The organism is Kitasatospora humi, from assembly GCF_020907985.1.
GTDB classification, from domain to species: domain Bacteria; phylum Actinomycetota; class Actinomycetes; order Streptomycetales; family Streptomycetaceae; genus Kitasatospora; species Kitasatospora humi.
Genome location: NZ_JAJJPA010000019.1, coordinates 89,642 through 112,786, shown reverse-complemented (window position 1 = coordinate 112,786; position 23,145 = coordinate 89,642). Strand labels below are relative to the sequence as shown.

Below are 23,145 nucleotides of genomic sequence, written 5' to 3'. Positions count from 1 at the left end.
CTACAGCTGCTCGAACGGCAGCACGTCCGGGGAGAGCGCCGCCGCCCGGGCGGTGGCGGCGGTCAGCCGGCGCCGGTGGTGGCGACGGCAGAGCACCTCGTAGCCGACCTCGTCCTCGTTGACCGCGACGTCGCCGACCACCACCTGCGGACCCTCCACGACCATCACCCCGCCCACCGTACGGGCGTTGTGGGTGGCCCGGGCCCCGCACCAGCAGAGCGCCTGCACCTGCAGCACCTCGACCCGGTCGGCCAGCTCGAGGAGCCGCTGCGAGCCGGGGAACAGCCGGGTGCGGAAGTCGGTGGTGATGCCGAAGGTGAAGACGTCGATGCCCAGCTCGTCGACCACCCGGGCCAGCTGGTCGACCTGCTCGGCGGTGTAGAAGTTGGCCTCGTCGCAGATCAGGTAGTCAACCTTGCCGCCGGCCGAGAGCAGCTGCACCACGTAGAGCTGGAAGTCGAAGTCCTCGGTCACCTCCACCGCCTCGGCGCGCAGGCCGAGCCGGCTGGAGATGGTGGAGGCGCCGGCCCGGTCGTGCCGGGCGAAGATGATGCCCTGCCGCCCGCGGGCGGCGTGGTTGTGGTTCATCTGCAGCGCCAGGGTGGACTTGCCGCAGTCCATCGTCCCCGAGAAGAAGACCAGGTCAGCCATGGTGGGGTGGGGATGCCTCTCTCAGCGGGTACGGATCTTCGGAGCATGGGTCTCAGGTGCGGACTTCGAGCAGCGGGACGAGCTGCTCCACCGGCGTCATCGAGCCGTGCAGGCCGGTCATCGCCGACTCCCCCGGCTCACTGCGGGAGGCGGTGACCGCGATGTCGTCCCGGGCCGCGGCGACCACGTCGCCGATCCGGTGGTAGACCCGGTCGTCGACCGCCGGGCCGAACCAGCCGGCCTCGATCGCCTGGTCGCGGGTGGCCACCCACATCCGGTCGCCGAGCACCTCGCGCCAGACCGCGTGGACGTCGGCCGCCGCGCCGGGCACCGCGTAGACGTGCCGGGCCCGGGCCTCGCCGCCCAGCAGCGCCACGCCGGCGCCGAGCTCCCAGTCCTCGTCGAAGTCGATCCGGTCCTCGGGCGCGATGTCGATCATTCCGTGGTCGGCGGTGACGTAGAGCGCGGAGCGGGGCGGCAACTGCTCGGCCAGCCGCCGGGCCAGCCCGTCAACGGTGTTCAGCATCAGCCGCCACTCGTCCGAGTCGACGCCGTAGCGGTGGCCCATCGCATCCAGCTCGCTGACGTAGGTGTATACCAACGCCCGGTCGGACGACGCGAGTTGACGTGCCGCCAGATCCATCCGCTCCTCGCCGGTGGTGCGGCCGAGGAAGTCGCCGCCGGACAGCGCCACCCGGGTCAGCGGGGTCTGCGCGAACAGCGGTGAGGAGACCTGGCTGGCCGCGACACCGGCCGCGTGCACCCGCTCGAAGACGGTCGGGTAGGGCTGCCAGGCTTGCGGGTCCACGGGGGGCTGCCAGCGCAGCTGGTTCATCAGCTGGTTCTCGCCGGGGATCGCCACGGTGTACCCGGCCAGGCCGTGCAGCCCCGGCGGCAGGCCGGTGCCCACCGAGGCCAGCGAGGTGGCCGTGGTGGACGGGAAGCCGGCCGTGAGCGGCCGCCCGGTGCCGCCCAGCGAGCTCTCCAGCAGGCCGGTCAGGAAGGGCGCCCACTCGGGGTGACGGCGGATCAGCTCCCAGCCGAGGCCGTCCACCAGGAAGACGCAGACCCGGTCGGCGGGTTGGAGCGGCAGGGTCGCGGTGAAGCCGGGCACGCCCAGGCCCGCCGCCACCGAGGGCAGCAGGTCGCTGAGCGAACCGGTGCCGTAGCCGGGCGCGGGCGCGCCGGCCACGTCCAGCAGGTCGTACGGGTCGGGGCTGTGGAAGTGTTGTGACACGCCTCAGGCCCTGCTGATGGTGGCCTCGGACAGCGCCCTGGCGAAGACCAGGGCCTGGGCCACCGTCTCCGGGCCGTCGCCGGCCTCGCTCACCCGAAGCGACAGGTCGTCAGCCGTGGCCGAGCCGGTGTAGCCGTGGTCGGCCTCGCAGTTCGGGTCCGAGCAGCCGGCCGGCTCCAGGTCGATCCGCTGCACGGCGCCCCAGCCGATGGTGAGCACCACCTCGCGCGGCAGCCGGCCCGGGGTGTACGTCTCCGGGTTGGCCACCATCCGGCTCAGCACCACCGAGCCGATCCGGTCCAGCCGGACGCTCTCGGTCGAGGTGGTCGCGTACGGCACCGGGCTGGTCGCGTCGGCGGCCTGCTCGTCGGTGTGGCTGACCACGAACCTGCTCGGGGTGAGCACCAGCACGGTGACGTGCCGACGGACCTCGTTGGCGTCGAAGGTGGTCTCCTGGTGGACCAGGTAGGAGCTGATCGGCTCGGGGCCCACCGCGGACTCCACGGCCTCGGACACCAGCGCCGGGTAGTAGCCACTGCGCTCGATCGCGGAACGCAGGTCCTGCGTGGTGGTGGTACCGGTCTTCGCCATAACTCCATCCTGGCATGCCCCGCCGACCCGGCGGGCTGGACTGCGCCGTACCGCTTCGGGCAGGAGTTCCCGAAGCGGGCGCAACCCAGGAAGGCTACAGCGTGCTCATGCTCCGCGGGCCCAGATCGGTCCGCAGCGGCAGCGGCGCGACCCGCACCGCGGCGCCCAGCACCGCCAGCCCGTGCGGTGCGACCACCACCGGCTCCAGCTCCACCGAAGCCACCTCCGGCAGGTCGTCGACCAGTTGGGAGACCCGCAGCAGCAGCTCCTCCAGCGCGGCGGTGTCCACCGGGGCGGCGCCCCGCCAGCCGAACAGCAGCGGTGCCGCCCGGACTTCGCGGACCAGGGCGGCCACGTCCTGGTCGGTGGCCGGGACCAGCCGGTGCGCGACGTCGCCCAGCAGTTCGGCCGGGGCGCCGGCCAGGCCGAAGGACAGGATCGCCCCGACCGCCGGATCGACCGTGGCGCTGATCACGGTGTCCACCCCGCGGGCGGCCATCCGCTGCACCACCAGCTCGGCCCGCGCGGCACCGTCGAGCAGTTCGGCGAGCTCCCGGTGGGCGCGGCGCAGGCCGTCCTCGTCGGTCAGCTCCAGCCGGACGCCGCCGAGGTCGGGCCGGTGCCGCAGGTGGGCGGCGGTGGCCTTGAGCGCGACCGGATAGCCGAGCCGGTCGGCGGCCCGGACCGCCTCCTCCTCGGTCACCGCGGGCAGGGCCCGCAGGACGTCGATGCCGTACGTGCCGAGCAGCGCCGCGGCCTGCTCGTCGGGCAGCGTGGATCGGGCACCGCCGGGCCGCGGTGGAGGGGGTCCGGCGGAGCCCGCGACAGGGGTGGCGGGGGGCGACGGGCGGGCGGCGGCCATACCGCCGGCCAGCGCGGCCTCGACCAGGACCCGGGCCGCGGGGGCGTCGATCCGGTCGAACTCGGGCACCCGGGCGGTCTGCTCGGCGGTCTCCGCGGTGCTTCGCCAGGCGCCGTAGCGCACGGCGTGTGCGAGGGCGCGCACGGCGCGTTCCGGGGCAGGGTAGGCAGGTACGGGGTGCTCGGCGGCGCGCAGCACCCCGGGGAGTTCGCCGAGTGCCAGGTGGGTGAGGAGCAGCGGCTTGCCGACCCGTCGGGCGGTCTCGGCGGCGTGCAGCAGACCCTCGCCGAGCGCCGGGTCGTCGGCCGCCAGCACCGGCTCGTCGCGCAGCGCCAGGCTGGGGCTGACGATCGGCGGGATGGCCACCGCGATCACCGCGTCCACCGTGCTGTCGCTGAGCGCGGTCTCCAGCGCCACCCGGAAGTGGTCGCCGGTCGCGGCGGTGGTCAGGTCCACCGGCGGGTGCGGGCGCAGGCCGGCGCTGAGGCAGCTGTCGTACGTGAGCAGGCCGAGCGAGTCGGAGTTGCCGACCACCGCGACCCGGGGACCGGACGGCAGCGGCTGACCGGCCAGCAGTTCGCCGGTGTCCAGCAGTTCGGTGATGGTCGCCACCCGGACCACCCCGGCCTGCTGGAAGAGCGTGTCCACGGTGGCGTCGCTCAGCCCGCCGGTGGTCGGCGGCACCGCGTGGCCGGGCGGCAGCGAGCCGGTGTGCCGGGCGCCCTTGACCACCACCACCGGTTTGGTGGTGGCCAGCCGCCGGGCGATGCGGGTGAACTTGCGCGGGTTGCCGAAGGACTCCAGGTAGAGCAGGACCACCTCGGTGGCCGGGTCCTCCTCCCAGTACTGCAGCAGGTCGTTGCCGGAGACGTCGGCCCGGTTGCCGACCGAGGCGAAGGAGGAGACGCCGAGGCCGCGCCGGTGCGCGGCCTCCAGCAGCGCCACGCCGATCGCCCCGGACTGGCAGAAGATCCCGAACGGTCCTGCCTGGGGCAGCCGGGGTGCCAGCGAGGCGTTCAGCGGATGCTCGGCCGAGGTGCTGAGCAGTCCGAAGGCGTTCGGGCCGATCACCCGCATCCCGGCCGCCCGGGCCTGGCGGACCAGGGCCCGCTGCCGCTCGCGGCCGCCCTCGCCGGTCTCGGCGTAGCCCGCGGTGACCACCACCAGGCCCTGCACCCCGTGCGCGCCGCACTCGGCGACCACTCCGGGCACCGCCTCGGTGGGCACCGCGACCACCGCCAGGTCCACCGGCCCCGGGAGTTCCGCGACCGAGCGGTGCAGCGGCACGCCCTCCAGTACGGTGCCGACCGGCGCCCGGCTGTTGACCGCGTACACCGGCCCGGCGTACCCGCCGGCCAGCACCGAGCGCAGCAGTGTCCGGCCCACCGCGTGCTCGTCCCGGGAGACCCCGATCACCGCGACCGAACGGGGCGTCAGCAGCCGCTGCACCGAGCGCGCCTCGGCCCGGTGCTCCCGGGCGCGCATCACGGCGAGCGAGGCGGCGGTGGGTTCCAGGTCGAACTCCAGGCGCACCACGCCGTCCGCGAAGCTGCGCTTCTGGACGTAGCCGGCGTCGGTGAAGACCTTGGTCATCCTGCGGTTGGCGGGCAGCACCTCGGCGACGAACCGGCGGATCCCGCGCTCCTGGGCGACCGCGGCGATGTGCTCCAGCAGCACCGAGGCGACGCCCCGGCCCTGGTGGGCGTCCTGCACCAGGAAGGCCACCTCGGCGTCGGTGCCGGTGGCGGACGGGCGCCCGGCCTCGTCGATCCGGTCGTAGCGCACGGTGGCGATGAACCGGTCGCGCACCACCACCGCCAGGGCCACCCGGTCCACGTAGTCGTGGTGGGTGAAGCGCCGCACGTCCTTCTCGGACAGTCGCGGATAGGGGGCGAAGAACCGGAAGTACTTCGACTCGTCGGAGACCTGGGCGTAGAAGTCGACCAGCCGCTGGGCGTCCTCGGGCACGATCGGCCGGATCCGTGCCGTACCGCCGTCGCGCAGCAGGATGTCGGCCTCCCAGTACGGGGGGTAGCCGAGGGGCCGGTCAGCGGCGGGGTGCTCCACACCGGCCAGGCTATCCGGCGGCGCGGCGGTCGGCTCTCCTCGTACCGGCCCGCCGGGACAAAAGCGTTGCCGGGCGGCCGTGCCAGAATGGTCTAGACAACGCCGTCACAACCTGCACCATCGGAAAGGCATGTCTCATGGCTGAGCGCCGCGTCACCATCGGTTGGCCCGAGGGCCTGCACGCCCGTCCCGCCTCCGTCTTCGTCCGGGCCGCCGCCGCCGTGGGCGTGCCCGTCACCATCGCCAAGGCCGGCGGCGCCCCGGTCAACGCCGCCTCCATGCTGGGCCTGCTGGCGCTCGGTGCCGAGGGCGGCGAGGAGGTCGTGCTGTCCTGCGACGCCCCCGGGGCCGACGCGGCACTGGAGCGCCTGGCGAAGCTGGTCGAGCAGGGCCTGGACGAGCTGCCCGTCGCCTGATCGCCCGGGCCACGGCGGCGGCCCACTGCCCGGGGCCGCCGCCGCGTCCGCGGGAAATCCGCTACCGGCCCGACGCGTCGCTGCGTGATCATGACCGGATGCCCATACGGACAGCCGATGCAGACGACTTGACCACCGACGACTCCCTGCTGGACTGGGCCGCCCAGGGGTTCGCCCCCGGCGTGCGGATCTGGACCCTGGACGGCGCCACCGCCATCGCCACCCCCGCGCTCTCCGGTCGCGACCGGCTGACCGTACGCGGCCCGGTGGAGCCCGTGCTCACCCTCGTCCGCCACGCCTTCGCCGAGCTCGGCAGCCACTACGGCGCGGTCGGCGACCGAGCCCTGATCGACCAACTGGTCGACGCCGCCCCAGAACTGCGACCCGTCCCCCCGTTCCTGTGGATGGAGACGGCCGGCGACTCGCTCGCCACCCGACCCGGCGCGCACTGGCTCACCCCTGCCGACTACCCGGAGGCCGCCGAACTGCTGGAACTCGCCCTGCCAACCTCCCACGCCCACCCGCTGCGTCCCGGTGCCACCCGCTGGGCGGGCGTGCGCGACGAGGCGGGCCGGCTGACCGCCACGGCCTGCGAGGCCTGGAGCGCCCCGACCGTCGGATTCATGGCCGGCGTCGCCGCCCACCCCGAGTACGGGCGGGGCCGCGGCCACGCCGAGGCGGCCTGCCGGCTGGTGCTCGACGCGCTGCTGCGCGGCCACGGCCGGGCCGCCCTGATGGTGAACGCGGACAACACGGCCGCGGTCCGGCTCTACCGGCGGCTCGGCATGGCACCGCGCGAGCTGTGCGTGGCCCGACTCAAGGACGGCTGACGGCCGATCAGGTCGACGCCCCGCCAGGGCTCATTCGGTTCTCCGTCCGGCGCCCGGGTGCCATGGTGGAACGATGGATTCAAATGATCGCGCGCGTCTGTCCCACACCGCCCACGCCCACCACCCGATCTGCGCGCCGCTGAGCGACGACTCGGTCGCCGCCCTGCTGGGGCGCGCGGTGACGACCGGCCGGGAGCGCATCCTGGACCTCGGCTGCGGCGCGGGCGCCTGGTTGCTCCGCGTTCTGGCCGCGCACCCCGACGTCACCGCGGACGGAGTGGACATCGCCGCCGGCGGCCTCACCGAAGCCCGCCAGAACGCCGCATTGCTCGGCGTGGACCGCCGCCTCGGCCTGCACCACCAGCCGGCCGCCGAGTTCACCGCCGCGCACCCCTACGACCTGGTGTTCTGCATCGGCTCCACGCACGCATTCGACGGCCTGCTCCCCACCCTGGCCGCCGCCCGCCGGCACCTCGCCCCGGGCGGCCGGGTGCTGATCGGCGAGGGCTACTGGCAGCGCGAGCCCGTCCAGGCCGCCCTGGACGGGTTCGAGGCCACCCGCGAGGACTTCGACGACCTCCCCACCCTGGTGGACAAGGTCCTCGCCGACGGCTGGATCCCGGTCGCCGGGCACCAGAGCACCCAGGCCGAACTCGACGACTACGAGTGGGCGTGGACCGGCTCGCTCGCCGAATGGGCCCTCGACAACCCGTCCGACCCGCTCGCCGCCGAGGCCGCCCGCCTCGCCGACGAGCACCGCCACGGCTGGCTGCACGGCTACCGCGGCACCTTCGGCTTCGTCACCCTGCTGCTGCGCCGCCAGAACTGATCAGATCCCGAGCAGGGCCCGGCCGACCCGGTGATGACGGCGGACACGGCGCCAGACCGTGCCGCGTCCGCCGGGCACACCGCTTCCCCGGGCTCAGCCCTTCACGCACACCACCTGCTTGAGGTGCACCACCACCTCGACCAGGTCGCGCTGCTGGTCCATCACCTTCTCGATGGACTTGTACGCGCCCGGGATCTCGTCGACCACGCCGGAGTCCTTGCGGCACTCGACGCCCCGGGTCTGCTCCTGCAGGTCCCGGACGGTGAACTTCTTCTTCGCCGCGGTCCGGCTCATCTTCCGACCCGCGCCGTGCGACGCGGAGTTGAACGAGGCCGGGTTGCCCAGGCCGCGGACGATGTAGGAACCGGTGCCCATGGAGCCCGGGATGATGCCCAGGTCGCCGGAGCCGGCCCGGATCGCGCCCTTGCGGGTGACCAGTACGTCCACGCCGTCGTACCGCTCCTCGGCGACGTAGTTGTGGTGGCAGCTGATCACCGATTCGAAGCCGACCCCGGCGCGCGGGAATTCGGCCCGGACGGCGTCCTGGAAGAGCGCCATCATCATGGCCCGGTTGTACTTCGCGTAGTTCTGCGCCCAGAACAGGTCGTTGCGGTAGGCCTGCATCTCCGGGGTGTCCGCGAGGAACACCGCCAGGTCGCGGTCGACGACGCCCTGGTTGTGCGACAGGCCGCGGGCCACCGTCATGTGGTGCTCCGCCAGCTCCTTGCCGATGTTGCGGGAGCCGGAGTGCAGCATCAGCCAGACCGAACCGGCATCGTCGAGACAGAACTCGATGAAGTGGTTGCCGCTTCCGAGCGTTCCCATCTGCTTTGCCGCACGCTCGTGACGGTCCTTGACCGCAGGGGTGATCGAATCGAAACCGGACCACATCCGCTGCCACTGGGCCACCGGGAAGTCCCGCAACGTGGCCGGGTCCAGCGGCGAGTCGTGCAGGCCGCGGCCCACCGGGATCAGCTGCTCGATCCGGGAGCGCAGCCGACTCAGGTTGTCCGGCAGGTCGCGGGCGGTGAGCGAGGTCTTCACCGCGCTCATCCCGCAGCCGATGTCCACCCCGACCGCGGCCGGGCAGACCGCGCCCTTCATGGCGATCACGGAGCCGACGGTCGCGCCCTTGCCCAGGTGGACGTCGGGCATCACGGCCAGGCCGTGCAGCCACGGCAGGGTGGAGATGTTGCGCAGCTGCTGCATCGCCGCGCCCTCGACGGTGGCCGGGTCGGCCCACATCCGGATCGGGACCCGCGCGCCGGGCACCTCGGTGTACGACATGGTGGAACTGACCCCCAAAGGTCGTTGGTTGAGACGTCGGACTGCCACGCGAAGCTTCCGGCGTGGCTCGGGGAAGATCAGGGGTGCGGTGCGCTCAGGCGGTGGTCCGGGAGGGGTACGACGGCCTCGGGGAGCGCCTGCGACATGGCTCGACCCGCACGGTGACCGCCTCCTCTCTGGACTCGACGAACTCGACGCACTCGGCGCGCTCGGCGCCCTCGACATCGGCCGCGCACCGCGACGGGGGATATCAACCCACGCGGCCGTGGAGGGGCGCAAACGAATATGCGAGAGGCCCGGTGAGCGTTGCTCACCGGGCCTCCTGTCGGAAGGTCAGCTGATGACCGTGACCTCGCCGATCCCCAGCGCCTTGACGTCCTCGGCGATCACCGAGGCGTCGCCGACCAGCACCGTGACCAGCCGGTCCGGCGGGAAGGCGGAGACCACGGCGGCCGTGGCGGCGGCGGTGTCCAGCTCGGCCAGTTGCCGGTAGACCTCCGCCTGGAAGTCGTCCGCCAGCTGCTGCTCGACCTGGTCGGCCAGGGTGGCGGCGACCGAGCCGGCGGTCTCGTACTTCAGCGGCGCGACTCCGACCAGGAACTGCACGGCCTCCTCCCGCTCGGCGTCGGTGAGGCCCTCGGCGGCCAAGGTGCGCAGGATCGCCCAGGTGTCGGCGAGCGCGGCTGCGGTGGAGGCGGTGTCCACCGAGCCGCTGATCGCCAGCATGGCCTGACCGGTGCCCTCCGCGTTGGAGCGCAGCGGCTGGGCGAAGGCCCGCACGCCGTAGGTGTAGCCCTTCTCCTCGCGCAGCACCCGGTCCAGGCGGGAGGTGAGGGTGCCACCCAGGCAGTAGGTCCCGAGGATCTGGGCGGACCAGGCGGGGTGGTGGCGGTCCGGTCCGACCCGGCCGATCAGCAGCTGGGTCTGCACCGAGCCGGGCCGGTCCACGACGATCACCCGGCTGCGGTCGTCGGCGGTCACCGAGGCGACGGTGCTGCGCTCGGCCTGGTCGCCGGTCCAGCGGCCCAGGGTGGACTCCAGCAGCTCGGGCAGCTCGACGCCGGCCAGGTCGCCGACGATCACCAGGGTGGCCGTGGACGGGCGCACGTGGGCGTCGTAGAAGGCCTTGACGGCGGACCGGTCGATCCCGTGCACCGTCTCGGCGGTGCCGGAGCGCGGCCGGGAGAGCCGGTCGTCGGCCGGGAACAGCTCGGCGTAGAGCGCCTTGGCGGCGCGCCGGGCCGGATTGGCCTGCTCGTGGACGATCTCGTCGAGTCGGTTGGCCACCAGGCGCTCGATCTCGTCGGCCGGCAGTGCGGGCGAGCGCAGCGCGTCGGCGAGCAGGGTGAGGCCGCGCTCCAGGCGGGAGGCCGGGACCTCGAGCACCGCGCGGATGCACGGGTGGTCGGCGTGCGCCTCCATGTTGGCGCCGGCCCGCTCCAGCTCGCCGGCGAACTGCTCGGCGGTGAGCGTGTCGGTGCCCTCGCTGAAGGCGCGGGCCAGGATGGTGGCCACGCCGTCGAGCCCGGCCGGCTCGGCGGCCAGCGGGGCGTCGATCAGCACCTCGACGGCGACCAGCTGCTGGCCGGGGCGGTGGCAGTGCAGCACGGTCAGGCCGTTGGCCAGGGTGAGCCGCTGCGGGGCCGGGAACGCCCAGGGGGTCGGGGTGCCGGGCTCGGGCTGCGGGTGGAAGGTCATGGCGGGGGCGGTCATGCGGCCTGCTCCTCTTCATCGGTCGAGGCGGCGACCGGCTCGTAGACCAGGACCGCGCGGTTGTCGGGACGCAGGCGGGCCGCGGCGACCGCGCGGACCTCGTCAGCGGTGATGTCGAGCACCCGGGCGACGGCGCCGTTGACCAGTTTGGGGTCGCCGAAGAGCACGGCGAACCGGCAGAGCTCGTCGGCCCGTCCGGCGACCGTGGTGAGCCGGTCCAGCCACTCGCGCTCGATCTGCGCCTGGGCCCGCTCCAGCTCCTCGGTGGTGGGGCCCTCGGCGGCGAACCGGGCCAGCTCCTCGTCCACGGCGAGCTCGATCTGGGCGATGGTGGCCTCGCCCGCGGCCTTGACGTCCAGCCAGCCGAGCGACGGGGCGCCGGACAGCCGGAGCATTCCGAAGCCGGCCGAGATCGCGGTGCGGTCGCGGCGGACCAGGCGGTTGTAGAGCCTGCTGGACTCGCCGGAGCCGAGCACGGTCAGCGCCAGGTCGGCGGCGTCGGCCTCGCGGGTGCCGTCGTGCGGCAGCCGGTAGGCGCTCATCAGGGCGCGGGCGGGCACCTCCTCCTCGACCAGCTCCCGGACCTCGCGGCCGATCACCTCGGGCAGGCTGCCGTCCCGCGGCGGCTGCTTGCCGTCGTGCGAGGGAATGGTTCCGAAGTACTTCTCCACCCAGGCGATGGTCTGCTCCGGGTCGATGTCGCCGACCACCGAGAGCACCGCGTTGTTCGGCGCGTAGTACGTGCGGAAGAAGGCGCGGGCGTCCTCCAGGGTCGCCGCGTCCAGGTCCGCCATCGAGCCGATCGGCGTGTGGTGGTACGGGTGGTCGTCGGGGTACGAGAGCGCGGTGAGCTTCTCGAAGGCCGTGCCGTAGGGCACGTTGTCGTACCGCTGGCGGCGCTCGTTCTTGACGACGTCGCGCTGGTTCTCCATCGACTTCTCGTCAAGTGCGGCCAGCAGCGAGCCCATCCGGTCGGCCTCCAGCCAGAGCGCCAGCTCCAGCTGATGGGTCGGCATGGTCTCGAAGTAGTTGGTGCGCTCGAAGCTGGTGGTGCCGTTGAGCGACCCGCCGGCGCCCTGGACCAGCTCGAAGTGGCCGTTGTTGGAGACGTTGGCGGAGCCCTGGAACATCAGGTGCTCGAAGAGGTGCGCCAGCCCGGTGCGACCCTTCACCTCGTGGCGGGAGCCCACGTCGTACCACAGGCAGACCGCGGCTACCGGCGTCAGGTGGTCCTCGGAGAGCACCACGCGCAGGCCGTTGGCCAGGCGGTGTTCCGTGATGGCGATGCCTCCGGTGGAGGCGGGGGCCGGGTTGGCCATGCGCTCTGGTCCTTCCCATCGGTTCGGGGGTCGGGGGGAACGTCGGGGTCTGCAGTGCCCCATTGTGGTGCAACGCGTACGGTGCCGGGATGTGTCCGCGCGCGCCGGGCGTTCGCCAGGGGCGCAACGCGCTGGCAGGGACTGTCCGCGCGAGGGTCCACAATGGGGGGCGCCGTACCCCGGTGACGACATGTGAAGCAGAAGCCGCTGACAGACGCAAGGGAGCCCCGCCGCGATGGCCCGCCGCAGTTCGCCGACCCCGCCCGCCGGAGACTTCGAGGAGCGGATCCTCGACGTCGACGTCGTGGACGAGATGCAAGCTTCCTACCTGGAGTACGCCTACTCGGTGATCTACTCGCGGGCCCTGCCGGACGCGCGGGACGGCCTCAAGCCGGTGCACCGCCGGATCCTCTACCAGGCCAACGAGATGGGTCTGCGTCCGGAGCGGGCCCACGTGAAGTGCGCCCGCGTGGTCGGCGAGGTGATGGGCCGGCTTCACCCGCACGGGGACGCCTCCATCTACGACTCGATCGTGCGGATGGCGCAGCCGTTCTCGATGCGGGTGCCGCTGATCGACGGTCACGGGAACTTCGGCTCGCTGGGCAACGACGACCCGCCGGCCGCGATGCGGTACACCGAGTCGCGGCTGACCGCGGCGTCGATGGCCCTGGTGGAGTCGATCCACGAGGAGACGGTCGACTTCGCGCCCAACTACGACGGCGCCGAGCAGGAGCCGGTGGTGCTGCCGGCCGCCTTCCCCAACCTGCTGGTGAACGGCACCACGGGCATCGCGGTCGGCATGGCGACCAACATGCCGCCGCACAACCTCTCCGAGGTGGTGGCCGCCGCCCGGCACCTGATCAAGCACCCGAACGCCGACCTGGACACCCTGATGCGGTTCGTCCCCGGTCCGGACCTGCCCACCGGCGGCCGGATCGTGGGCCTGTCGGGGATCCGCGACGCCTATGAGACCGGCCGCGGCACCTTCAAGATCCGTGCCACCACCTCGATCGAGAGCGTGACCGCGCGGCGCAAGGGCATCGTGGTGACCGAGCTGCCGTTCACGGTCGGCCCGGAGAAGGTGATCGGCAAGATCAAGGACTTGGTCAACGCCAAGAAGCTGCAGGGCATCGCGGACGTCAAGGACCTGACGGACCGCGAGCACGGCCTGCGGCTGGTGATCGAGGTCAAGAACGGCTTCGTGCCGGAGGCGCTGCTGGAGCAGCTGTACAAGCTGACCCCGCTGGAGGAGACCTTCGGCATCAACAACGTGGCGCTGGTCGACGGCCAGCCGCTGACCATGGGCCTCAAGGAGCTGCTGGAGGTCTACGTCGACCACCGCTTCGAGGTGGTCCGGCGGCGCAGCGACTTCCGCCGCCGCAAGCGCCAGGAGCGGTTGCACCTGGTCGAGGGCCTGCTGGTCGCGCTGCTGGACATCGACGAGGTCATCGCGCTGATCCGCGGCAGCGACAACGCGCAGCAGGCCAAGGAGCGCCTGATGGAGCGCTTCTCGCTGTCGGAGATCCAGACCGCCTACATCCTGGACACCCCGCTGCGCCGGCTGACCCGGTTCGACCGGGTGGAGCTGGAGGCCGAGCAGGCCAAGCTGGTCTCCGAGATCGCCGAGCTGACCGAGATCCTGGACTCGGACACCAAGTTGCGCAGTGTGGTCTCCGGTGAACTGGCCGCGGTGGCCAAGCAGTTCGGCACCGAGCGGCGCACCGTGCTGCTGGAGGCCGGGGCACTGCCGTCGGCCTCGCTGGCGGTGCCGCTGGAGGTGGCGGACGACCCGTGCCGGGTGCTGCTCTCCTCCACCGGGCTGCTGGCCCGGTCCGCGGACGGCGAGCCGGTCGCGCAGGGCGAGACCAGGTCCAAGCACGATGTGATCGTCTCCGCCGTGGCGGCCACCGCCCGGGGCGACGTCGGCGCGGTGACCTCGGCCGGTCGGGTGCTGCGACTGCCGGTGATCGACCTGCCGGCGCTGCCGCCGCAGGCCCAGCTGTCGCTGGCCGGCGGGGCGCAGCTGAGCGAGTTCCTCAAGCTGGGCGCGGACGAGCGGCTGATCGCGTTGACCACGCTGGACGAGTCCTCGCCGGGGCTGGCGCTGGGCACGGTGCAGGGCGTGGTCAAGCGGGTGGTGCCGGAGTGGCCCGCCAACAAGGACGAGTTCGAGGTGATCGCGCTCAAGGAGGGCGACGAGCTGGTCGGCGCGGTGGAGCTGCGCACGGGTGAGGAGGACCTGGTCTTCATCACCACCGACGCCCAGCTGCTGCGCTACCCGGCCTCGCAGGTGCGGCCGCAGGGCCGGCCGGCGGGCGGGATGGCCGGCATCAAGCTGGCGGAGGGGGCCCGGGTGCTCTCGTTCACCGCGGTGGACCCGGCGGTCGACGCGGTGGTGCTCTCGGTGGCCGGCGCCTCCGGGACGCTGACCGGCGAGACGCAGTCCAGCTGGAAGCTGACGCCGTTCGACCTCTACCCGCGCAAGGGCCGGGCCACCGGCGGGGTGCGCTGCCAGCGTTTCCTGCGCGGTGAGGACTCGCTGGCGTTCGCCTGGGCGGGTGCGGCGCCGGCCCGGGCGGCGGCGGCCAACGGGGCGCCGGTCGCCCTGCCGGAGCGCGACCCGCGCCGGGACGGGTCGGGCAGCCCGGTGAGCAAGGCGGTCGCCGCCGTGGCCGGGCCGGCCTGATATTCCCGGGGCGCCCCACCGCCCGGCGGTAGGGTGCCCCGGTGATCACTTGTACGAGTCTGTCGAACGAGTTGGCCGAGCCGCTCGCGGCCACCGCGGCCACCGCGGCCACCTGGCTGCTGATCGAGCAGTCCGGCCCCTGGGGGGCCAAGGCGCTGACCGAGAGCCACCTCGATTCGGAACTGGGGCGGGCACTGGACACCGCCGCAGCCGGCACCGGGGTGCGGATCGCACTGGTCCGCCACCCGGGGCGGCACGCCGACGACCGGCCGACGGCCCGCCACCAGGTGATCGTGGCGCACACGGTGCCCGGTCGCGGCTGGGTCCGGCGGGCCGAGGTGGCCTCGCCGGCGGAGCTTCTGGAGCTGGACTTCGGTGCGCTCGGGGCCGGTGAGCACGGCGGTTTCGGCGACGCTCACCACGGCGGTCCGCTGGCCCTGGTGTGCACCAACGGCCGGCGGGACCGCTGCTGCGCGCTGCTCGGTCGACCGCTGGCCGCCGAGCTGGCCGCCGCCGGGCACACCGAGGTGTGGGAGGTCACCCATCTGGGCGGGCACCGCTTCTCCCCCACCATGCTGGTGCTGCCCTACGGCTACGCGTACGGCCGGCTGACCGAGACGAGTGCCAAGGAGGTGCTGGCCGCCACCGCCGCCGGGCAGACGCTGCCGGGGTTCTCCCGGGGGCGCTCGTGCTGGGAGCGGCCGGGGCAGGCCGCCGAGCACGCGGTGCGCGAGCTGACCGGGGAGCACGCGGCCGATGCCCTGACGGTCCGCCAGGAGGTTTCGGGTGATGGGGAGTGGCGGGTCGTCGTGACGCACCAGGACGGCCGGGCCTGGTCGGTCGAGGTGGTTCAGGGGCGCAGCGAGCCGCCCCGCCCGGAGAGCTGCGGCAAGGCTCCGGGCACTCCGGCGCGGATGGACGTGCGGTCGCTGACCGCGCTCTGATCCGCCGGTTTCCGGTTCCGCTCGGGTCCGCCGGCTTCCGGTTCCGCTCGGGCCCTCCGGCTTCCGGTTCCGCTCGGGCCCTCCGGCTGCTGACCGGGCATGACCGTTCCAACGCCCAACCCTTGCGGAGTTGCACCGAATGCCGTGACCCCGGGCGCCCCCACAGCGCCCGGGTCCACGGTCACACCGGGCCGGTCCGCGATCAGACCGCGCCGGCGCCGGTGAGCGAACGGACCTCCAGCTCCGCGAACTTGTCCGGGTCCGCCTTCTCCTCGCCGCTGACGGTGCCGATCCAGCCGAGCAGGAAGCCCAGCGGGATCGAGACCAGGCCCGGGTTCTCCAGCGGGAACCAGTGGAAGTCCACTCCGGGGAACATGGCGGTCCTGGAACCGGACACCACCGGCGAGAAGAACACCAGGACCAGTGCCGGCACCAGGCCCCCGTAGGTCGCCCAGCAGGCACCGCGGGTGGTGAACCGGCGCCAGAACAGGTTGTAGACCAGGGTAGGCAGGTTCGCCGAGGCGGCCACCGCGAAGGCCAGCGAGACCAGGAAGGCCACGTTGAGCCGTTGCGCGTAGAGGCTCAGCACGATCGCCAGGCCGCCGATCGCCACGGCCGAGATGCGCGCCATCACCACCTCTTGGCGCTCCGTCACCGGCGGCTTGTTCCTGCTGCGGAAGGCCTGGGCGTAGAGGTCATGGGCGAACGAGACCGAGGAGGCCAGGGTCAGCCCGGCCACCACCGCGAGGATGGTGGCGAAGGCGATGGCCGAGGTGACGGCGAAGAACAGGGTGCCGCCGGTGCTGCCCTCGCCGCCGCCCAGGTTGAGGGCGAGCAGCGGGACCGCCGTGTTGCCCGCCGAGTTGGCGGCCTTGACGGCCCTGGCGCCGACCAGCGCGGTGGCCCCCAGGCCCAGCACGACGGTCATCAGGTAGAAGCAGCCGACCATGCCGATCGCCCAGATCACGGAGCGCCGGGCGGCCCGGGCGGTGGGCACGGTGTAGAAGCGGGACAGGATGTGCGGCAGACCGGCGGTGCCCAGCACCAGGGCCATGCCGAGGCTGACGAAGTCCAGTCGGCTGGTGGTCGACTCGCCGTACAGCAGGCCGGGCTCCAGGTAGCGGTCCCCGGCCGGGCTGCCGTGTGCGGCGGTCCGCATCAGTTCGGCCAGGTCGAAGTGGAATCTGACCAGCACCCAGACGGTGAGCAGGACCGCGCCGGTCGTCAGCATCAGCGCCTTGACGATCTGGATCCAGGTGGTGGCCCGCATGCCGCCGACCGTGACATAGATGATCATCAGGCCGCCGACCGCCACGATGGTCCAGGTCTTGGCGGCGGCGCCGGTGGTGCCGAGCAGCAGGGCGACCAGGCTACCGGCCCCGACCATCTGCGCGATCAGGTACAGCAGGGTGACCACCACACTTGCGGTGCCGGCGGCCGCCCGCACCGGGCGCTGGCGCATCCGGGTGGCGAGGACGTCGGCCAGCGTGTAGCGGCCGGTGTTGCGCACCAGCTCGGCCACCCACATCAGCACCACCAGCCAGGCGACCAGGAATCCGATGCTGTAGAGCATCCCGTCGTAGCCGTAGAGGGCGATCAGGCCGGTGACGCCGAGGAAGGAGGCGGCGGACAGGTAGTCCCCGGAGAGCGCGATGCCGTTCTGGAACGGGCCGAAGTCGCGACCGCCGGTGTAGAAGTCCTCCGCCGCCTGACCGCGCCGGCCCACCCAGAGGGTGATCGCCAGGGTCATCACGACCACCAGCGCGAAGAGCACGACGGCCAGGTTGTGGTGCGAGCCATCGACCGAGGGCTGGGTGTGCGGGAAGGGCGGCAGCACGGTCGCGAGCGGGGTGCCGGAGCCGCTGAGCTGAGGAAGTCGGTTCATCGAAGCTGGTCCTGAGTGTCCCAGCGCAGACCGAGGGCGGCTCGGTCACGCTTGGTGCGGGCGTTACGGGCGTAGAGCCAGGTGATCATGAAGGTGGAGGCGAACTGCAGCAGTCCCAGCAGCCAGGCCACGCTGATCGGGCCGACCAGCTGGGTGCGCATCAGACCGGGGGCGGCCGCCAGGACGGTCACGTAGAACAGGTACCAGCAGACGAAGGCCGCGGTGGCCGGGAAGACGAAGCGCCGGTGGCTGCGCCGGATCTCCTGGAAGGCCTGGCTCTGCTGGACCTCGCGGTAGACCTCGGCGGCCACCGGATCGTGCTCCGGATCGTCCGGGCCGCCCGGCGAACCCGGCACTCCGCTCGGACGCTGGGCCGGGATCACCGAGGTGGACTCGGTCGACAGCACCGACCGGTCGGAGCCCTCCGGATCGGCGAAGGCGGTCGAGCCGGTCGGCTGCGGTCTACCGCCGACCGGACGACCGGTGCTCCGGCCGGTCGGCTGGGAGTCCGGACGGGTGGCCGCCCGCCCCGACTCGGGAATGGCCTCGTGCCTGGGATCGTGGGCGGACTCGAGGCGGGACTCGTTCATGAGCTCCCGAATGGGCTCGTGCATGAACTCGGCCATGAGCTCGTCAATGGGCTCGTGAATGGGCTCGTTGACGGGCTCCCCGGAGAAGCCGGAGGACCGTTGATCGGTTTCTTCGGAACCGATCGTGCCGGAGGCCGACCACCAATCGAACTCCTGCCCCTGGTGGGGCGGACGACCGGCCGATCCGGTGACTTCGTGCTGTGCCAATGCTGCTCCTGGCCCGGGATGCGCCACCGAGCGGTGGGCGTGGGTATCGGCACCGGGCACTCCGGACGACCCGCCCCGAAGATCCATTCGGCGTACCGACGGCGCCCTGACGAAACCATGATGTCGCGTCAGAATCGCAAATCGGGCATTAGGGCAGGCTTTTCACTCGATGTAGTGAGGCTAGTCCGCCGGCGAACTCCGAGAAATGCCATGGCGGAATGCATAACTGACCGCCTGTGCCCGATCCCGCACGGCGGTCTTGGCAAATAGGTTGTTGATATGCGTTTTCACCGTGGCCGGACTGACGAATAGCACAGCGGCGATCTCCGCATTCGACAGACCGTCGGCGATCAACGCCAGGACCTCCGCCTCGCGCGCCGTCAGACCGTCCGGCAGCTCTCCCGGTTGGAACGCCGGACCCGCGGCCCCGGAGGCGGCGGCGGGCGTGGCGGACCCGGTGCTCCGGGACGCCGTCGACTCAGTGGCGGGGCGGGGCGGCGCCGGTGCCGCGGCACCCGTGCCGGAGGGCGTGGAGAACCGCTCCAGCAGCCGGAGTTGGACCTGCGGCGAGAGGCCGGCCGCGCCCGCCCGGACGTCCGCGATCGCCCGAGCGATCTCCTCCGCACCGGCGTCCTTCGTGAGGTAGCCCCGGGCGCCCGCCTGCAGCGCGGGGAAGAGCGAGTCGTCATCGGCGTAGGTGGTCAGCACCACCACGTCGGTGCCCGGGTGCTCGCTGCGGATCCGGCGGGTCGCGGTCACGCCGTCGCAGCGCGGCATCCGGAGGTCCATCAGCACGACGTCCGGGACGAGCTCGGCGACCAGGCGGACCGCCTCCTCCCCGTCCGCCGCGGCGCCGACCACCTCGATCCCCGGGAGCAGCCCGAGCAGCATCACGATGCCCTCGCGCACCACGGTCTGGTCGTCCGCGACCACCACCCGGGTCGCCGGCCCGGCCGTGCCCCCGGTCCCGCTCCCGCTCCCGCCCTGCTCGGTCATCGCTGCGCCCCGTTCCCTTCAACCGACCGACCGCTCACGCGGGCAGTCTCAGCAGTACCGACCAGCCTTCCGGCTGGGGACCGGCCCGCAGGCTGCCGCCCAGCAGTTCGGCACGTTCACGCATTCCCAGCAGACCGTACCCGCTGCCGCTGTCGGCCAGTTCGGCCGAAATCCCGGATGCCGGGCTCGCCGTGTTGCGGACCTCCAGCTCGACCTCCTCGGGAAGGTAGCTCAGCCGGATCGTGCGGTGTGCGCTCGGCGCGTGCTTGCGGATGTTGGTCAGGGCTTCCTGGGCCGTCCGCCGCACCGCCAGGCCGGTCTCCGCGGCCAGCGGCCGAGGGGTCCCGGTGACGGTCAGTCCGGCCCGCTCCTGGTCGGCCAGCTCCACCAGGAACTCCCCGACCGCGGTGAACTCCCCGCGCAGCGCCGAGAGTGCCTGCTTGGTCTCCTTGAGCCCCTCCTGGGCCATCCGACGGGCGGCCACCACCCGTTCCTTGACCTGCTCGCGGTCGGCCCCGCCGTCCAGCATCAGCCGGGCCGCCTCCAGGTGGACCAGCTGGGCGGAGAGGCTGTGGGCGAGCACGTCGTGGATCTCCCGGGCGATCCGGGCCCGCTCGTCCAGCGCGGCGCTCTCCGCCTCGGCCGCCCGGGCTGCGTGCTCCTGCTGCTGCAGCCGATTGGCGGTGGCCCGGGCCTCGCTGTCCAACCGGATCAGCCAGCCCACCAGGATCAGGCCGGCCACCGTCGCGATCAGCGCCAGGTAGCCGTTCCCGCTGGTGACCGAGAAGCCGATCAGCGCCCCCGCACAGATCGGCACGGCCGCGACGAGTGGCATCCGCACCAGGCTGATCACTGCCAGGGCGCACCAGCTGAAGTCCGCCAGCGTGACGGCTCCCGCCTGGTGGACGCTGCCCGCCACCACCAGCAGCTGGGCCGCCACCACCAGTGCCCAGCCGAGCCTGCGCCTCGTGGTGAGGCGGACGAAGAGCCAGAACAGCAGGACGGTCGCCACCAGGCCCACCCCGGAGACCACCGCCGGCAGACCGGTGAACCGCTTGCCGGCCACGGTGCTCGTGGTGACCGTCACGAGCATCGCCAGCCGGCCGCCCCAGGAGAGCAGCAGGCCGGGGCGGGAGCGGTGGTCCCGGCCCAGCTCCCGCGACGGCCAACGGGTCCAGCTCTCCACCTGCACGGACGGTCCTTCCACGACGGTGCCGTGGTTCACGCTACCGGGTGCGGCCGACGCGGGTCGTCCACCAGCCGGGCCCGCCAGTTCAGCACCCCACCACGGGTGAGCAGCAGCACACCGAGGGTCAGCAGCAGTCCGCTGGCGGCCTGGTGGACGTGGAGCGCCGAGCCGAGCGCGTAGATGCCGAGCCGCACCGCGATCAGTCCGATCCAGGCCGCCAGCGTCGCTCCGGTGCCCTTCATCCAGATGCTGCCGTCGCTCTCCCGCCACAGGCGCACCGTCCAGCCCCACACCGAGCCCATCGCCAGCATGACGACGACGCTGCCGGCCAGCAGGGCCACCGACCCCGCGCGGTGTGCCGCGTCGATCAGCTTGTGGTCACTCAGCGCAACGGCTCCGAGGATCAGCGGCAGCAGCCAGAACCGCCTGCCGTCGTCCAGCTTCTGAGCCCGGAACTGGCGGCTCACGATCAGGGCCATGACGGCAATGACGATGATGATGTTTGCGAAGCCCAGCATCGGACCGCTCCGTCCCCTCCATGTGGTTCTCACTGACGGTTACGAAGTTACGGATCCGGGGCCGCGATCTGATCGGAGCCAGGGTTGATTCCACGCGCGAGGGGGCTCTCCACCCGTGGGTGGAGAGCCCCCTCGCGGCGGGTGGACGCCTCGGCTCAGGCGTCGATCCGCGAACGGTCCAGCGTTGCCGCCGAGTCCACGATGAACTCCTTGCGCGGCGCCACCTCGTTGCCCATCAGCAGGTCGAAGACCTGCTCCGCGGCCTCCAGGTCGCCCAGGTTGATCCGGCGCAGGATCCGGTGGCGCGGGTCCATGGTGGTCTCCGCCAGCTGGTCGGCGTCCATCTCACCGAGGCCCTTGTAGCGCTGCACCGGCTCCTTCCAGCGCTGCCCCTTGCCCTGGAACTCCAGGAGCGTGCGGCGCAGTTCGGCGTCGGAGTAGGTGTAGTGGTACTTCTCCTGGCCGCGCTTGGGATTGGTGAGCTCGATCCGGTGCAGCGGCGGCACGGCAGCGAACACCCGGCCCTGCTCGACCATCGGCCGCATGTAGCGCTGGAAGAGCGTCAGCAGCAGGCAGCGGATGTGCGATCCGTCGACATCGGCGTCGGCCATGAAGATGACGCGGCCGTAGCGGGCCTGGTCGATGTCGAAGGTCCGCCCCGAACCGGCCCCTATGACCTGAATGATCGCGGCGCACTCGGCGTTCTTCAACATGTCCGAGATCGAGGCCTTCTGGACGTTGAGGATCTTGCCGCGGATCGGCAGCAGCGCCTGGAACTCCGAGTTGCGGGCCAGCTTGGCAGTGCCGAGTGCGGAGTCGCCCTCGACGATGAAGAGCTCGCTGCGTTCCACGTCGTCACTGCGGCAGTCGGCCAGCTTCGCGGGCAGCGAGGAGGTCTCCAGCGCGGTCTTGCGACGCTGCGCCTCCTTGTGCTGGCGGGCCGCCACCCTCGTCCTGGCGGCCGCCACGACCTTCTCCAGGACCGCCCTGGCCTGCGCCTTCTCGTCCTTCTTGGTCGAGGCGAGGAAGGCCTTCAGCTCCTTGGCGACCACCGCGGCGACGATCCGGTTGGCGGCCGAGGTACCGAGCACCTCCTTGGTCTGCCCCTCGAACTGCGGCTCGGCCAGGCGCACCGTGACCACCGCGGTCAGACCCTCGGTGACGTCGTCCTTGGTGATGTCGTCCTCGGCGACGCGCAGCAGCTTGGTGGCGCGCAGCGTCTCGTTGACGGTCTTCGCCAGCGAGCGCTCGAATCCGGTGACGTGGGTGCCGCCCTTGGGGGTGGCGATGATGTTGACGAACGAGCGCAGCGTGGTGTCGTAGCCGGTGCCCCAGCGGAGCGCGATGTCCACGCCGAGTTCCCGGGTGACCTCGGTGGGGGTCATGTGGCCCAGCTCGTCCAGGACCGGGACGGTCTCCTTGAACGTGCCCTCGCCGCGCAGCCGCAGCACGTCGCAGACCGGCTTGTCGGGTGCCAGGAACTCGCAGAACTCGCCGATCCCGCCGTCGAAGCGGAAGACCGCCTCGTCGACCTTGTCGCTCTCGGTCAGCCGCTCGTCACGGACCACGATGGTCAGGCCCGGCACCAGGAAGGCGGTCTGCCGGGCCCGGTTGTGCAGGGTCTCCAGGGAGAGCCGGGCCTCCTTGAGGAAGATCTGCCGGTCGGCCCAGTAGCGGATCCTGGTCCCGGTGCGGGTCTTGGGCACCTTGCGGGTGCGGGTCAGGCCGCTGTGCGCCTCGAACGGGGCGTCCGGGCTGAGCTCGGTGAAGATGCCGGGGGTACCGCGGCGGAAGCTGATCGCATGGGTGTGGCCGCTGCGGTCCACCTCGACGTCGAGCCGGGCGCTGAGCGCGTTGACCACCGAGGCGCCGACTCCGTGCAGACCGCCGGAGGCGGCGTAGGAGCCGCCGCCGAACTTGCCGCCGGCGTGGAGCTTGGTCATCACGACCTCGACGCCGGACAGCCCGGTCTTCGGCTCCACGTCCACCGGGATGCCACGGCCGTTGTCCCGCACCTCGACCGAGCCGTCCTCGTGGAGCAGCACCTCGATGCGGTCGCAGAAGCCGCCGAGCGCCTCGTCCACCGCGTTGTCGATGATCTCCCAGAGGCAGTGCATCAGGCCGCGGCTGTCGGTCGATCCGATGTACATGCCGGGCCGCTTGCGAACCGCCTCGAGCCCCTCAAGGACGAGCAGGTGCCGAGCGGTGTAGTTGGATCCGTCCTCCGCGGCCCGCAGGGCGGACGACACGGTCGTTTCGGCACTCACGGCGGTGCACTCCTCCAAGAGACTCTGACTCGGTCCGGCCGACTGCTGCTGTGGCAGGTTC

Annotated in this window: 18 protein-coding genes; 5 read left to right on the top strand and 13 right to left on the bottom strand. The window is 72.3% G+C overall.

Going from position 1 to position 23,145, the window contains the following annotated elements; all coding sequences use genetic code 11:
• The 4 genes from LN042_RS19520 to LN042_RS19505 form a co-directional block, all read right to left on the bottom strand.
• Entirely contained in the window at positions 1-651 is a 651-nt protein-coding gene (locus tag LN042_RS19520; RefSeq protein ID WP_230052556.1) for a thymidine kinase, read from the bottom strand.
• A gap of 52 nt (positions 652-703) precedes the next feature.
• A complete protein-coding gene (locus LN042_RS19515) occupies positions 704-1,888 on the bottom strand; it encodes an alkaline phosphatase family protein (protein WP_230052555.1) in 1,185 nt (394 codons plus the stop codon).
• 3 nt (positions 1,889-1,891) lie between these two features.
• Positions 1,892-2,479, bottom strand: coding sequence for a DUF5998 family protein (locus LN042_RS19510; RefSeq protein WP_141633883.1), 588 nt, complete (start codon positions 2,477-2,479; stop codon positions 1,892-1,894).
• A gap of 94 nt (positions 2,480-2,573) precedes the next feature.
• Entirely contained in the window at positions 2,574-5,408 is a 2,835-nt protein-coding gene (locus tag LN042_RS19505; RefSeq protein ID WP_230052554.1) for a bifunctional acetate--CoA ligase family protein/GNAT family N-acetyltransferase, read from the bottom strand.
• A 137-nt stretch (positions 5,409-5,545) separates the two neighbouring features.
• Here LN042_RS19505 and LN042_RS19500 point away from each other — a divergent pair, with 137 nt between their 5' ends.
• From LN042_RS19500 to LN042_RS19490, 3 genes are all read left to right on the top strand, one after another.
• Positions 5,546-5,824 carry an HPr family phosphocarrier protein gene (locus LN042_RS19500; RefSeq protein WP_230052553.1) on the top strand — a complete coding sequence of 93 codons (279 nt, stop codon included), beginning with the start codon at positions 5,546-5,548 and terminating at the stop codon, positions 5,822-5,824.
• A gap of 98 nt (positions 5,825-5,922) precedes the next feature.
• Entirely contained in the window at positions 5,923-6,654 is a 732-nt protein-coding gene (locus tag LN042_RS19495) for a GNAT family N-acetyltransferase (protein WP_230052552.1), read from the top strand.
• 73 nt (positions 6,655-6,727) lie between these two features.
• Positions 6,728-7,483 carry an SAM-dependent methyltransferase gene (locus tag LN042_RS19490; RefSeq protein ID WP_230052551.1) on the top strand — a complete coding sequence of 252 codons (756 nt, stop codon included), beginning with the start codon at positions 6,728-6,730 and terminating at the stop codon, positions 7,481-7,483.
• Between the two features lie 93 nt (positions 7,484-7,576).
• On the opposite strand, the gene LN042_RS19485 is transcribed toward LN042_RS19490, so the two are convergent.
• From LN042_RS19485 to LN042_RS19475, 3 genes are all read right to left on the bottom strand, one after another.
• On the bottom strand, positions 7,577-8,770 hold the full coding sequence (locus tag LN042_RS19485) for an RtcB family protein (protein ID WP_230052550.1): 1,194 nt from the start codon (positions 8,768-8,770) through the stop codon (positions 7,577-7,579).
• Between the two features lie 333 nt (positions 8,771-9,103).
• Positions 9,104-10,483: a M16 family metallopeptidase gene (locus LN042_RS19480; protein WP_230052549.1), complete on the bottom strand. Its 1,380-nt coding sequence runs from the start codon at positions 10,481-10,483 to the stop codon at positions 9,104-9,106.
• Positions 10,480-11,802: a M16 family metallopeptidase gene (locus LN042_RS19475; protein ID WP_230052548.1), complete on the bottom strand. Its 1,323-nt coding sequence runs from the start codon at positions 11,800-11,802 to the stop codon at positions 10,480-10,482. Before LN042_RS19475 ends, LN042_RS19480 begins: the two co-directional genes overlap by 4 nt.
• 235 nt (positions 11,803-12,037) lie before the next feature.
• Between LN042_RS19475 and LN042_RS19470 the strand changes: the two genes are divergently transcribed.
• On the top strand, positions 12,038-14,488 hold the full coding sequence (locus LN042_RS19470) for a DNA gyrase/topoisomerase IV subunit A (protein ID WP_230052547.1): 2,451 nt from the start codon (positions 12,038-12,040) through the stop codon (positions 14,486-14,488).
• A 41-nt stretch (positions 14,489-14,529) separates the two neighbouring features.
• Positions 14,530-15,432: a ferredoxin family protein gene (locus tag LN042_RS19465; RefSeq protein ID WP_230052546.1), complete on the top strand. Its 903-nt coding sequence runs from the start codon at positions 14,530-14,532 to the stop codon at positions 15,430-15,432.
• A gap of 202 nt (positions 15,433-15,634) precedes the next feature.
• On the opposite strand, the gene LN042_RS19460 is transcribed toward LN042_RS19465, so the two are convergent.
• From LN042_RS19460 to LN042_RS19435, 6 genes are all read right to left on the bottom strand, one after another.
• Complete coding sequence (locus LN042_RS19460; protein ID WP_504871030.1) at positions 15,635-17,317, bottom strand: monocarboxylic acid transporter; 1,683 nt, start codon at positions 17,315-17,317, stop codon at positions 15,635-15,637.
• On the bottom strand, positions 17,314-17,907 hold the full coding sequence (locus LN042_RS19455) for a DUF485 domain-containing protein (protein ID WP_230052545.1): 594 nt from the start codon (positions 17,905-17,907) through the stop codon (positions 17,314-17,316). Before LN042_RS19455 ends, LN042_RS19460 begins: the two co-directional genes overlap by 4 nt.
• 387 nt (positions 17,908-18,294) lie before the next feature.
• A complete protein-coding gene (locus LN042_RS19450; protein WP_230052544.1) occupies positions 18,295-19,110 on the bottom strand; it encodes a response regulator transcription factor in 816 nt (271 codons plus the stop codon).
• Between the two features lie 34 nt (positions 19,111-19,144).
• Positions 19,145-20,302 carry a sensor histidine kinase gene (locus LN042_RS19445; RefSeq protein WP_230052543.1) on the bottom strand — a complete coding sequence of 386 codons (1,158 nt, stop codon included), beginning with the start codon at positions 20,300-20,302 and terminating at the stop codon, positions 19,145-19,147.
• A 29-nt stretch (positions 20,303-20,331) separates the two neighbouring features.
• Complete coding sequence (locus LN042_RS19440; protein ID WP_230052542.1) at positions 20,332-20,817, bottom strand: CcdC protein domain-containing protein; 486 nt, start codon at positions 20,815-20,817, stop codon at positions 20,332-20,334.
• Positions 20,818-20,972: 155 nt separating this feature from the next.
• Positions 20,973-23,084, bottom strand: a complete 2,112-nt coding sequence (locus tag LN042_RS19435) for a DNA gyrase/topoisomerase IV subunit B (protein WP_230052541.1) — start codon at positions 23,082-23,084, stop codon at positions 20,973-20,975.
• Positions 23,085-23,145: the final 61 nt, after the last annotated feature.

Coding starts and splice junctions, on each gene's coding strand:
- LN042_RS19475 (WP_230052548.1), bottom strand. CDS start 11,802: ATGGCCAACCCGGCCCCCGCCTCCACCGGAGGCATCGCCATCACGGAA.
- LN042_RS19485 (WP_230052550.1), bottom strand. CDS start 8,770: ATGTCGTACACCGAGGTGCCCGGCGCGCGGGTCCCGATCCGGATGTGG.
- LN042_RS19450 (WP_230052544.1), bottom strand. CDS start 19,110: ATGACCGAGCAGGGCGGGAGCGGGAGCGGGACCGGGGGCACGGCCGGG.
- LN042_RS19510 (WP_141633883.1), bottom strand. CDS start 2,479: ATGGCGAAGACCGGTACCACCACCACGCAGGACCTGCGTTCCGCGATC.
- LN042_RS19480 (WP_230052549.1), bottom strand. CDS start 10,483: ATGACCGCCCCCGCCATGACCTTCCACCCGCAGCCCGAGCCCGGCACC.
- LN042_RS19490 (WP_230052551.1), top strand. CDS start 6,728: ATGGATTCAAATGATCGCGCGCGTCTGTCCCACACCGCCCACGCCCAC.
- LN042_RS19455 (WP_230052545.1), bottom strand. CDS start 17,907: ATGAACGAGTCCCGCCTCGAGTCCGCCCACGATCCCAGGCACGAGGCC.
- LN042_RS19440 (WP_230052542.1), bottom strand. CDS start 20,817: ATGCTGGGCTTCGCAAACATCATCATCGTCATTGCCGTCATGGCCCTG.
- LN042_RS19460 (WP_504871030.1), bottom strand. CDS start 17,317: ATGAACCGACTTCCTCAGCTCAGCGGCTCCGGCACCCCGCTCGCGACC.
- LN042_RS19500 (WP_230052553.1), top strand. CDS start 5,546: ATGGCTGAGCGCCGCGTCACCATCGGTTGGCCCGAGGGCCTGCACGCC.
- LN042_RS19520 (WP_230052556.1), bottom strand. CDS start 651: ATGGCTGACCTGGTCTTCTTCTCGGGGACGATGGACTGCGGCAAGTCC.
- LN042_RS19470 (WP_230052547.1), top strand. CDS start 12,038: ATGGCCCGCCGCAGTTCGCCGACCCCGCCCGCCGGAGACTTCGAGGAG.
- LN042_RS19495 (WP_230052552.1), top strand. CDS start 5,923: ATGCCCATACGGACAGCCGATGCAGACGACTTGACCACCGACGACTCC.